The organism is Nonomuraea sp. KM90, assembly GCF_052246675.1.
GTDB lineage: Bacteria > Actinomycetota > Actinomycetes > Streptosporangiales > Streptosporangiaceae > Nonomuraea.
In genome coordinates, this window is record NZ_JBQQCB010000034.1 from 1 (window position 1) to 14,220 (window position 14,220).

At 72.8% G+C, this 14,220-nt stretch carries 11 protein-coding genes; 7 read left to right on the top strand and 4 right to left on the bottom strand.

Annotated features, from left to right (window positions below):
* The first annotated feature begins 291 nt into the window (after positions 1-291).
* The 5 genes from ACTWPW_RS29075 (at position 292) to qcrB (ending at position 5,086) form a co-directional block, all read left to right on the top strand.
* Positions 292-1,620 (top strand): S8 family peptidase, encoded by a 1,329-nt coding sequence (locus tag ACTWPW_RS29075; protein WP_443170507.1) that lies wholly within the window; start codon positions 292-294, stop codon positions 1,618-1,620.
* Between the two features lie 20 nt (positions 1,621-1,640).
* Positions 1,641-2,234: an RNA polymerase sigma factor gene (locus ACTWPW_RS29080; RefSeq protein WP_443170508.1), complete on the top strand. Its 594-nt coding sequence runs from the start codon at positions 1,641-1,643 to the stop codon at positions 2,232-2,234.
* A 5-nt stretch (positions 2,235-2,239) separates the two neighbouring features.
* Positions 2,240-2,725: a hypothetical protein gene (locus ACTWPW_RS29085; RefSeq protein ID WP_375111699.1), complete on the top strand. Its 486-nt coding sequence runs from the start codon at positions 2,240-2,242 to the stop codon at positions 2,723-2,725.
* A 94-nt stretch (positions 2,726-2,819) separates the two neighbouring features.
* The gene (locus ACTWPW_RS29090) at positions 2,820-3,470 is read left to right on the top strand and encodes a hypothetical protein (protein ID WP_364133846.1); all 651 of its coding nucleotides are present in this window, start codon (positions 2,820-2,822) and stop codon (positions 3,468-3,470) included.
* A gap of 92 nt (positions 3,471-3,562) precedes the next feature.
* On the top strand, positions 3,563-5,086 hold the full coding sequence (gene qcrB / locus ACTWPW_RS29095) for a cytochrome bc1 complex cytochrome b subunit (protein ID WP_443170509.1): 1,524 nt from the start codon (positions 3,563-3,565) through the stop codon (positions 5,084-5,086).
* Positions 5,087-5,109: 23 nt separating this feature from the next.
* Here qcrB and ACTWPW_RS29100 read toward each other — a convergent pair whose 3' ends face one another.
* From ACTWPW_RS29100 to ACTWPW_RS29115, 4 genes are read right to left on the bottom strand one after another with little or no spacing between them, the layout of a single operon-like run.
* Positions 5,110-8,385: a glucodextranase DOMON-like domain-containing protein gene (locus tag ACTWPW_RS29100; RefSeq protein WP_443170510.1), complete on the bottom strand. Its 3,276-nt coding sequence runs from the start codon at positions 8,383-8,385 to the stop codon at positions 5,110-5,112.
* A gap of 57 nt (positions 8,386-8,442) precedes the next feature.
* Positions 8,443-9,759 (bottom strand): MFS transporter, encoded by a 1,317-nt coding sequence (locus ACTWPW_RS29105; protein WP_375111702.1) that lies wholly within the window; start codon positions 9,757-9,759, stop codon positions 8,443-8,445.
* A 9-nt stretch (positions 9,760-9,768) separates the two neighbouring features.
* Positions 9,769-11,286, bottom strand: coding sequence for an acyl-CoA synthetase (locus tag ACTWPW_RS29110; RefSeq protein WP_443170511.1), 1,518 nt, complete (start codon positions 11,284-11,286; stop codon positions 9,769-9,771).
* Positions 11,283-12,044, bottom strand: coding sequence for an enoyl-CoA hydratase/isomerase family protein (locus tag ACTWPW_RS29115; RefSeq protein ID WP_443170512.1), 762 nt, complete (start codon positions 12,042-12,044; stop codon positions 11,283-11,285). Before ACTWPW_RS29115 ends, ACTWPW_RS29110 begins: the two co-directional genes overlap by 4 nt.
* A 111-nt stretch (positions 12,045-12,155) precedes the next feature.
* Here ACTWPW_RS29115 and ACTWPW_RS29120 point away from each other — a divergent pair, with 111 nt between their 5' ends.
* Together ACTWPW_RS29120 and ACTWPW_RS29125 are read left to right on the top strand one after the other, a co-directional pair.
* Positions 12,156-13,049: a LysR substrate-binding domain-containing protein gene (locus ACTWPW_RS29120; RefSeq protein ID WP_443170513.1), complete on the top strand. Its 894-nt coding sequence runs from the start codon at positions 12,156-12,158 to the stop codon at positions 13,047-13,049.
* Between the two features lie 257 nt (positions 13,050-13,306).
* Positions 13,307-14,215, top strand: a complete 909-nt coding sequence (locus ACTWPW_RS29125; RefSeq protein ID WP_443170514.1) for a polysaccharide deacetylase family protein — start codon at positions 13,307-13,309, stop codon at positions 14,213-14,215.
* The last annotated feature ends 5 nt before the right edge of the window (positions 14,216-14,220 follow it).

Here is a 14,220-nt window from a genome sequence, read left to right on the forward strand (position 1 = left end):
GCCAGGCCCACCGCGCGCAGCGCCACCGCTGCGGAGGCCAGGTCACCGGCGGCCCGCGCCTCCCTGGCGATGCCCTCCGCCAACTTGACCGACCGCGCCGGGTCGGTGTCCGCCAGGCGCAGCGCCTCGCGGGCTCGCTGCTGGCCGGGGCTGACAGTCACACCTGAGAGAAACGCGGAAACGAATGCGGTGTCAAATGCATATTTACCGGCCGCGGGTGTATCAAGGCCGGGCGAGCGCTTTCTGATTCTGGCGAGACGGTGACCGTCCACCACGGAAGGAGCGCTCACCATGTCACGTGTGTTCGGCGCCAGAGAGATCTACGAATCGGGTCAGCTCGTGGTGGCCCTGCCCTACGAGGACTTCGTCTGCCGGGAGCTGAACAGGCTGGCCACCAGCCGCTACGCCTCGGTCGCCGACCGGAGCGAGCTGCTCGGGCTCGCGCTGGTGGAGATCGAGGACACGGACGCGGTGCCGGACAAACTCCTGGTCCATTATCCGGATTTCAAAATGGATCAGGCGTACACCCGTTCCCCGAATGCCATAGATCGTATTCTCGCGCTGCTGCGGCACCACTTCGACCGGACGCTCGAAGGTTATGTGCCGGAGATGGGGAAGAACCGCGTCGCCCAGGTCCGCGGCGAGCCGTACGTCGACGGCGGCGGCGAGGGCGACCCCGACCCGGCCGAGGCCGCGGGCTGGGACATCAGGCCCGGAGGCGAGGGGAAGGGCATCTCGATCGGCGTCTTCGACACGCAGATCGACGACGAGCACCCCTACTTCGCGGACAAGACCGTCGAGACCCGGCCGCAGGATCGGCTCCGGAGGACCGGCGGCCCGCCCAAGCACACCGAGGGGCACTCGACCATGATCACGGGGATCATCCTCAGGGAGGCCCCGGGAGCGGGCGTGACCGTCCGCCAGGTCCTCGACTCGGTGGCCTCCGTCAACGCGTGGACGCTGGCCAAGGCGCTGGCCGATTTCGCCTGGCAGGCACCCGACCTGCTCAACCTCTCCCTCGGGGAGTTGCACACCGACGACGGCAGGACGCCGCTCATCTTCGAGGCGATCGTCCGGTTGTTCCCCAACACGCTGATCCTCGCGGCGGGCGGGAACCACGGGAACATCGACCCCGGGAAGATGCCCGGCCTGCCGCAGGGCCTCAGCAGGAGCGCGCCCACCTGGCCGGCGGCGATGCCCGAGGTCGTCTCCGTGGGCAGCCTCACCGCGGACATGAAGCTCGCGCCCTTCACGCCGAAGATCGTCCCTGCGGGTGCCGAGGAGCCGGTGGCGCCGCCGTGGCTCAGGTACGGGATCTGCGGCGTCCAGGTGCGCGGCACGTATCTCAGGGGTGAGGTCAGCATCGAGCGCCGGGGCCCGATGGGCCAGCTCCTCGTCGACCTGCGGACCAAGAACGGCAAGACGATCCCGAACCCCGAGCCGCGCGAGTTCCCCAAGGACGGCTACGCGACGTGGTCGGGCGCCTCGTTCGCCACGGCCAGGCTGACCGGGATCGTCGCCCGCACGATGGCGGCCAACCGGCTGAAGGGCCGCAGCGGCGCGCTCAAGGCCCTTGACATGTTGACGCCCCAGGACGGCATCCTCAAGTTCAACCCGTAGACGGCTCTCAGGGGGTCCCCATGGGTGACGAATCGGCAGTCATCAATCTCGTCGTCCGAGCCCGCGACGGGGACCAGAGCGCCTGGGACGCCATCATCGACCGGTACGCCTCGCTGGTCTGGTCGATCTGCCGCCGCTACGGCCTCGGCCGGCTCGACGCCGACGACGTCGGGCAGACCGTCTGGTTACGCCTGCTGGAGAACCTCGCCCGGCTGCGGGAGCCGGCGGCGCTGCCCGGCTGGCTGGAACGGACGACCAGGAACGAATGCCTGCGCGTGCTGAAGTCGACGCGCAGGCTCGAACGTACGGAGGAACGGATCAAAAGGGAGCCGCACGAGCACGTCGACCCCTTCGACGAACTACTCCGAGAAGGCATCGCTCTGCGGCACAACGCGATGCTCCGGGAGGCGTTCGCGCAGCTCCCGGATCGCTGCCGGGAGCTGCTCCACCTGCTCATGGGAGATCCGCCGGCGAGTTACGAGGAGATCAGCCGGCGGCTCGGGAAGCCGATCGGCAGCATCGGCCCGCAGCGGGCCCGATGCCTGGCGGCGCTGCGGAAGAAGCTCGCCGAGATGGAACCGGCCGGTGTAGGCACCGAGTCCACGGGAAGGTGAAAATCATGTCAAGCCCGTGGAAGAGCGAGAGCGACGACGTCCTCCTGGCCGCGTTGAAAAGGGCTCTGGCGGAGCCCGACGGTGTCCCCGCCGAATTCGTGACGACCGGGAAAGCGCTTTTCGGCCTGCAGTCGCTGGAGGCCGAGCTGGCCGCTCTCACCTACGACTCCTCCGCCGCGCCGCTGGAGGAGCCGGCCGGGAGCCGGGGTGACGTCGCGATGGTCCGGCTGGTGACGCTCTCCTCGTCGGCGGCGATCATCGAGCTCGGGTTCGCGGAGCAGGAGGTCGTCGGCCAGATCATCCCCACGGCCCCCGACTCCTCCTGCGGCCCGGGCGACGTCGACGTCAAGACGCTCTCCGGCCACGTCATCACGGTCCCGCTGGACGAGGCCGGCCGCTTCCGGGTCCGGCCGACGCCGGCGGAGGCGTTCCGCCTGGTCTGCCGGCCCGCGGACGCCGCGGAGGTGCCGACCGTCTGGATCCCGCGCTAGCCGCCGTCCGGATCGCGCGCCGGGCGCGCGACACCCGCCGCCGCGCGGGTCAATGATCTTGATCCGGCGCTCGGCCGACCACAATCATGGCCCGGTGGACTACTACCTGATCTCCGCGACAGCGGGCGACCGATCGCCCGCAGGCCTCCTGGTGGAGGAGTTCGTCCTGTGTGACGACTACACGGCGGCCGGCATCGACGGCGCCGAGTGGAGACCGGACACCGGAGCCTGGTCCGCCTCGGCCGAGCTGAGCCGGGCCATCCGCGCCGACACCGCGCTGCGCGGGCGGGTGACGCCGGTGAGCAGGCAGGAGGCGTGCGCCGCATTCGCCCGCCTCGGGGGCGGCGAGCTGCCGGAGGAGGCCGGGCTGCGCACCCTGTTCCAGGAGCGCCGCCACCTGCCCACGACGGCCCCGCTCAACCTGGGCAACGGCTCCGGGGCGCGCCGCTACCGCATCCTGTTCGCCGGGGAGCTCGGCGCCGACGGGCTGGCGAACGCGCGTACGGCCCTGCGGCTGGAGCCCACCGGCGACCCGCGCGTGGTCGGCAAGGCCTCGGCCAGCTCCGGCGGCCACGGCTTCACCTGGGAGCTGCGCCGGATCGGCGCCGGCATCGCCTGGTGCGTGGACGTGACCGCGCGGCTGGGCGCGGGCCCGGTCACCACGCTCGGCGCCCTGCTGCACCATCACCGGCAGGCGGTCCGCGAGCAGGGCCTCATCCCCGTCACCGTGGAGCGCTTCGCCTAGGAAAGCAGCGGCATAGCCCGGCAACTGTCACATTTCGCCGCCCTAATCGGTCGTACTCATGACGATGCAACCGAGCCGGGTGCGGGGTGACGATGAAAGTCGGCTCATTGGCCAGGGCGCTGGACGACCGCGTCGGCGGCGCCCGATTCCTGAACAGGGCGATGCGCAAGGCGTTCGCCAACCACTGGACGTTCCTGTTGGGGGAGATCGCCCTCTACGCGTTCGTGGTCGTCCTGATCACGGGCGTCTTCCTCACCTTCTTCTTCAAACCGAGCATGCAGGAGGTCGTCTACAACGGCGCGTACGTGCCGCTGCGCGGCGTCACGATGAGCGAGGCGTACGCGTCCTCCCTCGAGATCAGCTTCGAGGTGCGCGGCGGCCTGCTGATCCGGCAGATGCACCACTGGGGCACCCTGATCTTCCTCGGCGGGATCGTGGTGCACCTGCTGCGCAACTTCTTCACCGCCGCCTTCCGCAAGCCCCGCGAGCTGAACTGGCTGATCGGCGTGACCCTGTTCGGGCTGGTGATGCTCAACGGGCTGTTCGGCTACTCGCTGCCCGACGACCTGCTGTCCGGCGCGGGGCTGCGCATCCTGCACGGCGTGCTGATCTCGATACCGCTGGTGGGGACGTACCTGGCGATGTTCCTGTTCGGCGGGGAGTTCCCCGGCGGCGACATCATCCCCCGGCTCTACAGCCTGCACGTGCTGCTGATCCCCGCCTTGCTGCTCCTGCTGATCCCGCTGCACGCGGTGGTGCTGACGTGGTACCAGACGCACACGCAGTTCCGGGAGAAGGGGGTCGGCAACCGCCAGGTGAGCGGGATCCCGTTCTACCCCGCGTTCCTGGCGAAGACGACGGCGTTCCTGCTGTGGGTGACCGGGGTGGTCGCGCTGCTGGCCACGGTGTTCCAGATCAACCCCATCTGGCTGTACGGGCCGTACGTGCCCAGCACGGTCAGCGCCGGCTCCCAGCCCGACTGGTACATGGGGTTCCTGGAGGGCGCGCTGCGGCTCATGCCGCCGTGGGAGTTCACCGTGTCCGGCTTCACCGTGACCATGAGCGTGCTGATCCCCGCGCTGGCGGCGCCGGGGCTGCTGTTCACCGGCCTGGCGCTCTACCCGTTCGTGGAGCGGTGGGTCACCCGTGACAACACCGTGCACAACCTGCTCGACCGGCCGCGCAACGCGCCGAAGCGGACGGGGCTCGGGGTCGCGGGCGTCGTGTACTACGGGGTGCTGTGGGCGGCCGGGGGCAACGACGTGATCTCCTCCACCTTCGACATCTCGCTGAACGCGACGACGTGGATCTTCCGCGTGGCGTTCGTCGTGGGGCCGGTGCTGGCGTACGAGGTCACCCGGCGGCTCTGCCTGGGGCTGCAGGAGCGTGACCGGCACACGGTCGAGCACGGCGTGGAGACCGGCGTGATCGTCCGCGGGCCCGAGGGCGGGTTCACCGAGGTCGAACGGCCGGTCACCGAGGAGGAGCAGGTGGCGCTCGTGCCGCCGGCCTCCCCTGCCCCGCCCGCGCTGACGCCGGCGGCCAACGGGGACGTCCCGCCCCCGGCCGGCCGCCGGATCCGCGACGCGCTCCAGCGCTCCTGGAGCCGCGACTGATCGCCGTCCCCGCGGTCCCGGGGTCAGGGGACCGGGACCGCGGGGACGGTCACCGGGCCGAGGAGCGGGTTGAGCACGTCCGCCTGCGACAGCCCGGCCGGGACGATCACGTCGAGCGCCTTCGGCACCGTGCCCGGGTCCACCGCGCACAGCGGGCCGGTGCCGCCGGGCGCGCACACCCCGAACTGGTACGGCTGCGGCGTCGCGGCGAACCCCCTGGCCTGGTCGGCGCTGAACCCGTCCTGGCCGGTGAGCACCACGGCGAAGCGCCACCCCGGCCCCGGCGTGCCGAAGGCCGTCCTGGGCAGGGCGATCGTGATCGTCCGCGTGGTGCCGGACGCCCGGACCGCCGCGCCCGCCACGGCCGTTCCCGCGGCGGTCACCCACACCGGCGCGGCGAACCCCTGCGCCTCCACCCGCTGCGACCAGGCGTCCTGCTCGGCGATCCGGTGGTTGCGCTGCGGGAACGCCGCCTCCGTCGAGGTCGTGGCCACGGCCGGGTCCCGCACGTAGACGTCGAGGAGCTGAGCGCCCATCTGGTTGCCGAAGGTGGGGCTGAGGTCGCGCAGCTCGGCGCGCAGGTAGACGGTGCTCGCGTCCGTGATGACCTGGAACCTGCGCAGGTCGAACGCCCCGTCGTGGAAGTCGGCGGCCGTCGGGTAGGCGTAGGTGCCGGGGCCGTCGTCGTCGCCGTCCGGGTCGGCGACGTCGAGCACGGTCGTGGCGCCCACGATGTCGCCGATGACCGTGCGCCGCGCGTACGCGGTGCGGCCGTCGGGGGCGGTCGCCGTGACGGTGAGCACGACCTCCCCGAACGAGACCGGGGCCACGGCCGAGAAGGCGCCGTCCGAGCCCGCGCGCACCGAGACGACCCGGGTGGGGGCGCCGGTGTCGATGGGCGTGGCGGCGAGGTCTACCCGCGCTCCCGGGGCCGTGGTGCCCTCGACGGCCACCGACGAGCCGGGGACCGCGGTGCCGTCGGCCGGGGCGGTGACGGTGAGCGGGGCGGCCTGCGGCATGGTCGCGTAGCGGCGCCGTACGACGTCGGGCTGCTCGACGGGCCTGGTGGAGCCGAGGGACAGGACGAGCCGGACGACCTGGGCCTGCGCCCACGTCAGCGGGGACGCCGAGCCGGCGGGCCCGCCGTCGCGGAAGCCGATGGAGGCGGTGGCCGGGTCGGTGCCGTACGGGGAGGCGGCCAGGTCGGGGTTCTCCCACGCCTGCTCGGGGATCAGGCCGGTGCCCGACGCCATCCCGCGCATGGCCGACAGCAGCGCGGCGGCCGTGCCGGGGTCGCGGGTCTGCAGCGCCTGCTCGGCCCGCTCGCCGGCCAGGACCGGCCACACGTGGCCCGAGCCCGTGTTGCCGGTGGGCCACGGCCGGCCGGACGGCGCGCAGGAGGTGGGGTCGGGCTCGTGGCAGTCGCCGTAGCCGTCCTCGGTGCCGGGGGTGTCGGAGCCGTAGCGGTACCAGCCGGGGCCGCGGGCGGTGGTGCGCCTGAGCACGCGGTCCACGACCGGCAGGCTGGCCAGCACGTCGGGGTCGCCGGGCGGCAGGATGCCCAGCCGGGTCAGCTCCAGAAAGCCCGCGTCCACCACGCGCCGCTGGTCCTCGGTGGGACCGCCGTTGCCCAGGTTGTACGACACCGCCGCGTCCGGGTCGCCGGTGCGCGACAGGCGCAGGAAGTAGCGGGGCGCGTACGGGCCGGTCGTGGTGACCGTCCACGCCTTGACCGAGCGGGCGAAGTGGTCGGCCGTGGCCCGGTAGATCCTGGCCCGGTCCTGGTCGCCCTGCCGGACGGCGATCTCCCCGGCCGCGACCAGCCCGGCGATCTGGGCCGCGATCGTGGACGGCGAGAATCCGGACTGCTCCTCCCACCGCTCCACGCCGAACGCGGGCCCGTGCGAGACCACGAAGTCGGCCGCCGCCCGCACGTGCGGCCACAGCCCGGCGTCGCCCGCCAGCCCCGCCTGGTAGGCCATGAGGAGCGGGTACGCGGTCTCGTCGAGCTGGTCGCCGCCGGAGTCCGGGGCCAGTTTCCCGTTCAGCAGGGAGTTGCGCGGCAGCCGGCCGTCGGGCAGCTGCTGGCGTTCCAGCAGGAAGCGGGCGGTGCTGCGGGCGGTGGCCACGTCGCCGGCGGCGAGGAAGCCGGTGAACGCCTCGTACAGGTCGCGGGAGAACACCTCGCGGTAGGAGCCGAAGTAGACCGCCTTGCCGCCGACCAGCTCCCCGGCGCCGACCGCCTGCCCCCACGGGCTGGCCAGGGACGCCACGACCGCCCCGGGGAACGTCTTGTCTTCGCTGGCCTTCAGCACGTTCGCCGACAGCCGGTAGAGGTCGCCCAGCCCGTCCGGCGGCCTGCGGAGCCCGGCGTCGTAGGCGGCCCAGCCGGCCTCGTACCGGGCCCGGGTGCTCTCGAACGGGCGGGCGGCGGCCTCCCCGGCGGTGCGCAGCGCGGCGGCCCGGCTCCGCCCGAAGCCGAGCGCGAACGTCACCTCTCCCCTGCCGTCGATCGGCAGCCGGGCGGTGGCGGCCACGTTGCCGGAGGGGGCCTCGGTGTAGGGGGTGAGCTCGCGGGCGGCGTCGAGCTGGGCGATGCCGTCGCCGGGCGTGCCGGCGTACCCGACGCTCGCCCGCGGCAGGCGCCGCTCGGCCCGCAGCGCCAGGTACGTGGGGACGGCGTAGTCGCGGGCCGGGGCGGAGGTCTCGGTGTTGGCGTCCCAGACGACGGGGGCGCCGGTGGGGCCGTCCACCACGCCGCTGTCGGCGCCGCCGTTGGGCTGCCCGCCACCGCCGTTGCCGTTCACGCTCGCGTCGAGCCGCACGTACAGCCGCAGGCCGGCGGGCTGGAGGCGGGTGCGCACGACGACGGCGTCGCTGCCCGGGTCGGTGACGTAGGTGGTGGTCAGGCGGTAGCGGCCGCTCCGGCCGGCCGAGGTGATCGTGCAGGTCATTCCGGAGCGGTCGGTGCTCACCTGGTAAGTGGTGTCACGGGCCTGCAGCTCGGTGAACGTCTTCCCGTCGGTCACGACGAACTGCATGGTCTCGACGTTGGTGTTGTCGATCGTGGGCTCGTACACGTCGGACAGGACGCCGCCGGCGACGGTGTACCAGACCTTGGAGGCGCGGCCGGCGGCCGTGCCCACGCAGTCCTTGCGGGCCATCCCGAAGTGCGACGCCGCGCCGGGCGCGCCCGGCGCGGGCGCCCCGGCGAGCGCCGGACCGGCCGGTACGACGACCGGCGCGCCCGCGGCGATCAGTGCGGTGATCAGGGCAAGGACGGATCGACGGATTGGCATGCCAGGGCTCCCCTTCCGACCCCGATGGGTCGAGAGAAGACCAGCCCCGGCCGGCTGTCAAGCCCGCGCGGCCGGCGCCTTCGCGTCCACCCCGCGGTCCAGGCGCAGCCCGCGCGTCTCCTTGAACGACGTCAGCACCACGATCAGCGACACCACGGCGATCACCACCATGTAGAAGGCCGGCGCGATCGCGCTGCCCGTCGCCGCGACGAGCCCGGTCGCGGCGAACGGGGCGGTGCCGCCGAACAGCACGTACGCGGCGGTGTACCCGATGGCCGAGCCGCTGGCCCGCACCTTCGCCGGGAACATCTCCACCAGCGCCGGCACGTTCGAGGTGCCGATGACCGACACCAGCATCGCCAGCAGCGACGTGCCGACCATCGCCCCGGCCAGCCCGGAGCCCATCAGCCAGAACGCCGGCAGCGGCAGCAGCACGAAGCCCGCGCACGCGATGATCAGCATCGGCCGCCGCCCGTACCGGTCGCTGGCCGCGGCCGCGAACAGGCAGGCGATGCTGTAGGCGAGCATCGACACGACGTTCGTGAGCTGCGACTCGCTCTTGGAGTAGCCCAGCTCCTCCGACATGTACGCGATCATGTAGCTGCTCATCAGGTAGTACCCGACGGCGTTGGTGATGCTGTAGCCGAACAGCGTGGCGATCTGCCGGCCGCAGCGGCGCACGGCCGCGCGCAGCGGCGCCGGCTCCACCGCGTCGTGCTGCTCCAGCGACCGGAACACGGGCGTGTCCTCGACTTTGGAGCGCAGGTAGAGCCCGATCAGCCCGAGCGGCGCGGCCAGCAGGAACGGGATGCGCCAGCCCCAGCTCTGCAGCGCCTCGGCGGTCACCGTCGAGGTGATCAGGAACCCGACGCCGGATCCGGCCACGCTGGCCAGGCCCACCGTCACGGGCACGGCGGCGGCGAAGCGGGCCCGGCGGCCCTCCGGCGCGTACTCGACGATGAACGCCGACGCGCCGGTGTACTCGCCGCCGGTCGAGAAACCCTGGGCGCAGCGCAGCAGGAACAGCAGGATCGGCGCCGCCATTCCCCACGAGGCGTAGGTCGGCAGGATGCCGATGAGGAACGTGGCGCCGCTCATGGTGAGGATGGTCAGTGCCAGCATGCGGTTGCGGCCGAGGCGGTCGCCGTACCGGCCGAAGAAGGCCGCGCCGAGCGGCCGGGCGACGAATCCGCCGGCGAAGATCGCCCAGGTGGCGAGCAGCGCGGCCGACTTGTCGTAGTCGGGGAAGAACAGGCCGGCGATCGTCGCGGACATCACCGCGTACGCCGCCGAGTCGAACCATTCGACGAAGTTGCCGATCGCGGAGGCCATGGTGACCTTGCGCCGGACGGCCGCGGAATCCTGGGGGGTCATGCTCGCTCCTTACTTGGCGTTCCGTTGGCGGAGCCGCGCGCGCTGGATCTTCCCGGTCGCCGATCGGGGCAGCTCGTCGACGAACTCGATCTCCCGGGGGTAGGCGAAGCGCGAATGCGTGGTCTTGGCGAACTCGCGGATCGCCCGTGCCAGCTCCTCGCCCGGCCGGTGACCGGGCGAGAGGAGGACCCACGCCTTGACGGCCTGGCCGCGTACGGGGTCCGGCACCCCGGCCACCCCCACGTCGGCGACGGCGGGGTGGGCGCGCAGCGCCTCCTCGATCTCGTCGGGGCCGACGCGGTAGCCGGAGGTCTTGATCACGTCGTCGACGCGGCCGAGGAACCAGTAGTAGCCGTCCTCGTCCACCCGCGCGTGGTCCTTGGTGTGGAACCACTCGCCGCCGAACACCTCGCGGGTGGCCTCGGGGCGGTTCCAGTAGCCGAGCGGGAACTGCGGGTTGCTCCGCGCCCGCAGGCAGATCTCGCCGACCTCGCCCGCAGGGACCGGCCGCTCCTCCTCGTCGAGCAGGGCCACGTCCCAGCCGGGCAGCGGCCGGCCCATGGAGCCCTCCTTGACCGGCGTGCCGGGGAAGTTCCCGATCAGCGGGTACGACTCCGTCGAGCCGTAGTAGTCGAGCAGCGTGACCCCGAACTGGTCGCGGAACCAGCGGATCAGGTCGGCGGTGAGCGGCTCGTTGGCGCAGCAGATCGTGCGGAAGCGCTGTGGGTGCAGGATGCCCGCGTCCGGCACCCGCTCCCGCATCTTGCGCAGGAACGTGGGGTTGACCAGGCCGGTCGTCACCCCGTTCCGCGCCATTCCGGCCAGCAGCCCGGCCGGGTCGAACCCGGCGGCGGGACGGTAGACGTAGTGCGTGGCCCCGGCCCGCAGCGGCCCCATGAGCTTGGCCATCGACCAGGCCCACTCCCCCGCGCCGTAGAAGACGTCGCCGGGGCGCAGGTCGTGGCAGACCTCGAACTCGTTGTGGCCGAGCAGCGTGCGGTGCGCGTGCACGATGCCCTTGGCGGGGCCGGTCGTGCCGGAGGTGTAGAAGATCAGCGCGGGGTCGTCGGCGGCGGTGTCGGCGTCCTCGAACTCCGGGGCGAACCGCCCGATCGCCGGGTCGTCCACGTCCACCACGACGCCCTCGTAGCCGCCCGCCCTGCGCACCGCGCCGGCCTCGGTGACCAGCACGGACGCGCCGGAGTCGGCCAGGCGGTAGGAGATCTGGTCGTCGGCCCACAGCAGCGACATGGTCACCAGCACGGCCCCGGTGCGCAGGACGCCGAGATAGGTGGCGGGCGTGTCGGTGCGCTGCGGCAGCATGACGGCGACGCGGTCGCCCGGACGTACCCCGGCACCGTGCAGGCAGGCGGCGATCCGGCGGGAGCGGTCCTGGATCTCGCCCCAGCGGATCTCCTCGTGGGCGCCGGTGTGGTCCTCGAAGATCAGGGCCAGGTTCTCGCGCGGGTGGCGGTCGGCCACGTCCACGGCCATGTTGTAGCGCTCGGGAACGCTCCACCCGGTCATCGGGCACGCTCCCGCAGGAATCGGGTCATCTCCCGCTGCGGCTCGCCGGAGGCGTACGCGGTGGCGTGCACCTTCTTGGCCGCCTCCACCGCGTCGGCCAGCGCCTCCCGCTCCAGCTCCCGGAGCCGTCCCTTGGTCAGGGCCACGGCGCCGGGCGGCAGCGCGGCCAGCTCCTTGGCCTGCGCTAGGGCCGCCGTCAGCACCTCTCCCTCGCCGACGAGCCTGGTCAGCAGGCCGAGTCGCTCCGCCTCCGGCCCGTCCACCAGCCGCCCGGTCAGCGCGAACTCGGTGGTCCTGGCGCGGCCGAGGACGTGCCACATGGCCCAGATGCCGGTGATGCTCGGGATGCCGGACAGCACCTCCGGCTGGCCCATCCGGACGCCGGCGTGGCCGATGCGCAGGTCCGCCAGCAGCGCGAACTGGAACCCGGACCCGGCCGCCACCCCGTTCACCGCGGCCACGACCGGCTTGTCGAGGTCGAGCACCGCCCGGTAGAGCCGGTCGAAGCCGTCGATCCAGGCGTCGGAGGCCGCGTGGTCGTCGGGGTCGATCGTGGCCGTCTCGCCGAGGTCCTGGCCGGCGCAGAACGCCCGCCCGGCGCCCGTGAGGACGACCGCGCCCACCTGGGGGTCGGCACCCGCCTCGCGCAGGAGCTCGATCAGCCGTTCCCGCATGTCGGCGGTCCAGGCGTTCAGCTTCTCCGGCCGGTTCAGGGTGATCACCGCGACGGGTCCATCGCGGTCCAGCAGCACAGTCACAAGCGTCCCTTCGCAGGTCAACGGGCTTGCCGGGATACAACCAGGTGGGACCGGGCGGTGGCCAACACCAATGTCGACCCTTGGCCATACCAGAGCGATATGGTGAGGCCGATGGAGCTACGCCACCTGCGCTACTTCGTCGCCGTGGCCGAGGAGCTGCACTTCGGGCGGGCGGCGGAGCGGCTGCACATGGCGCAGCCGCCGCTGTCCCAGCGCATCCGCGACCTGGAGCGGGAGCTGGGGATGCGGCTGTTCGACCGCAACCCGCACCGCGTCTCGCTGACCGAGGCCGGCGCGCTGCTGCTGGAGCACGCCCGGGGCGTCCTCGACCGCGCCGACGCCGCCCGCGAGGCCATGCGCCGCATCCGGCCGGGCGCGTCGGGGGTGCTGCGCGCGGGCGTGCCGCCGGACACCACGCCGATGGCGCTCAGGACGCTGGTGACCGGGTTCACCGAGCGCGTCCCCGACGTGCTGCTGGAGCTGCACGAGCTGACCACCGCCGGCCAGCTCGCCAAACTGCGCGCGGAGGAGCTGGACGCGGGCCTGGTCAGGCACCCCTGCGACACGGTGGGGCTGGAGTCGAGCCAGGTCGTGCACCGCAGGCTGGGCGTGGTGCTGCCGGTCGGCCACCGGGCCGCCTGCCAGGACGTCGTACGCCTGCGCACCCTCGACGGCTCACCCTTGGTGATCTTCCCGCGCGAGATGGCGCCGCACCTGTACGACCACATGCTGGAGGCGTGCCGCGACAACGGCTTCCTGCCCAGCGCCATCCGGCACGCCCGCAACCCCGACTTCGTGCACGGCCTGGTCATGTCCGGCCTGGGCGCGCACCTGAACGAGGAGCCCTACGACGAGCTGCCGGCCGGGCTGGTCTGGCGGCCGATCGACGAGCCCCGGCTGACCTGGTCCACCTCGGCGGTGTGGCCGCCGGTGCAGGGCGGCGAGGTGGTCACGGCGTTCGCCGAGGCGGCCCTGGCGGGGCTGCGCGAGGTCGGCCACACCTGACCGGTCCCGGGTCGTCGCCCGCGTGCTGCCGCCGATTTGCCTGTCGCCGCCCGCGTGCTGCCCCAGCCCCCTGTCGGCGCCCCCGCCGCCCCCGCTGCCCCCGGCCGGCTCCTGATCCGGCGGGCGTGTCATCCGGGAAGCGGTCTCCCGCGAACCAAGGGCGAACGACGGTAGTCCAATCCGTTGGAACGGTCCTGGCGGCTGCCAGGGTCGTCGCTCAGGGGTGACGCACCGGGGGCGGTGCACAAGGGGGATCGATGAACATCGGCGCGATGTCGCCGCGGCCTGCCCGGGCCGGGGCGAGACGGGGGATGGCGAGGACGATCGCCACGGCCGTCCTGCTGACGGCGACCTGCGGCGCGGGCCACCTCGCCACGACCGCGGACCCGGCCCGGGCCGGCGCGGGCGGGACCCCGGGGATCTTATCCTCGGGCGCGCGGGCCCAGTGGCTCAGCTCGTCACACGCGGCCGCCCGGAACGTGTGGGCCGAGGCGACCCGGGCGGCCTCGCTCGAACCGCTGATCACCACGATCCACGCGGCCTCCGCCAAGCCGGTCGACTGCCGCCGCGCCAAGTGCGTGGCGCTCACCTTCGACGACGGCCCCGGCCGGTACACCGACGCGCTCCTGCGCCACCTGTCGGCCTACCGGGCCCGGGCCACGTTCTTCGTCGTCGGCCAGAACGTCGCCGCGAACCCGTCCGTCGTCCGCAGGGCGTACGCGGCCGGGCACGAGATCGGCAGCCACACCTGGTCGCACCCCGACCTGACGAAGCTGTCGGTCGCCGGGATTCGCGCCCAGTTCGCCCGTACCGACCAGGCCATCAAGGCGGCCACCGGCGTCCGGCCGAAGCTCGTCCGCCCGCCGTACGGCGCGCTCAACGCGACCGTCCGCCTGCAGACCACGCGGCCGATGGTGCTGTGGAGCGTGGACACCCTGGACTGGCGTCACCGGGACAGCGCCAAGGTGGCCCGCAAGGCGATCAAGTCGGTGCGGCCGGGCAGCGTCATCCTGTTCCACGACATCCATCCCACGACGGTGGCGGCGATGCCGAAGGTGCTGAAGAGCCTGTCCAGGCGCGGCTACAAGTTCGTCACCGTCAGCCGGCTCTTCGGGGGCAGGCCGCCGAGGATCGTCTACAGCGGCGGTCCGCTCGGCCTGACCTGACCCGC

Coding starts and splice junctions, on each gene's coding strand:
- ACTWPW_RS29075 (WP_443170507.1), top strand. CDS start 292: ATGTCACGTGTGTTCGGCGCCAGAGAGATCTACGAATCGGGTCAGCTC.
- ACTWPW_RS29080 (WP_443170508.1), top strand. CDS start 1,641: ATGGGTGACGAATCGGCAGTCATCAATCTCGTCGTCCGAGCCCGCGAC.
- ACTWPW_RS29085 (WP_375111699.1), top strand. CDS start 2,240: ATGTCAAGCCCGTGGAAGAGCGAGAGCGACGACGTCCTCCTGGCCGCG.
- qcrB (WP_443170509.1), top strand. CDS start 3,563: ATGAAAGTCGGCTCATTGGCCAGGGCGCTGGACGACCGCGTCGGCGGC.
- ACTWPW_RS29100 (WP_443170510.1), bottom strand. CDS start 8,385: ATGCCAATCCGTCGATCCGTCCTTGCCCTGATCACCGCACTGATCGCC.
- ACTWPW_RS29105 (WP_375111702.1), bottom strand. CDS start 9,759: ATGACCCCCCAGGATTCCGCGGCCGTCCGGCGCAAGGTCACCATGGCC.
- ACTWPW_RS29110 (WP_443170511.1), bottom strand. CDS start 11,286: ATGACCGGGTGGAGCGTTCCCGAGCGCTACAACATGGCCGTGGACGTG.
- ACTWPW_RS29120 (WP_443170513.1), top strand. CDS start 12,156: ATGGAGCTACGCCACCTGCGCTACTTCGTCGCCGTGGCCGAGGAGCTG.
- ACTWPW_RS29125 (WP_443170514.1), top strand. CDS start 13,307: ATGAACATCGGCGCGATGTCGCCGCGGCCTGCCCGGGCCGGGGCGAGA.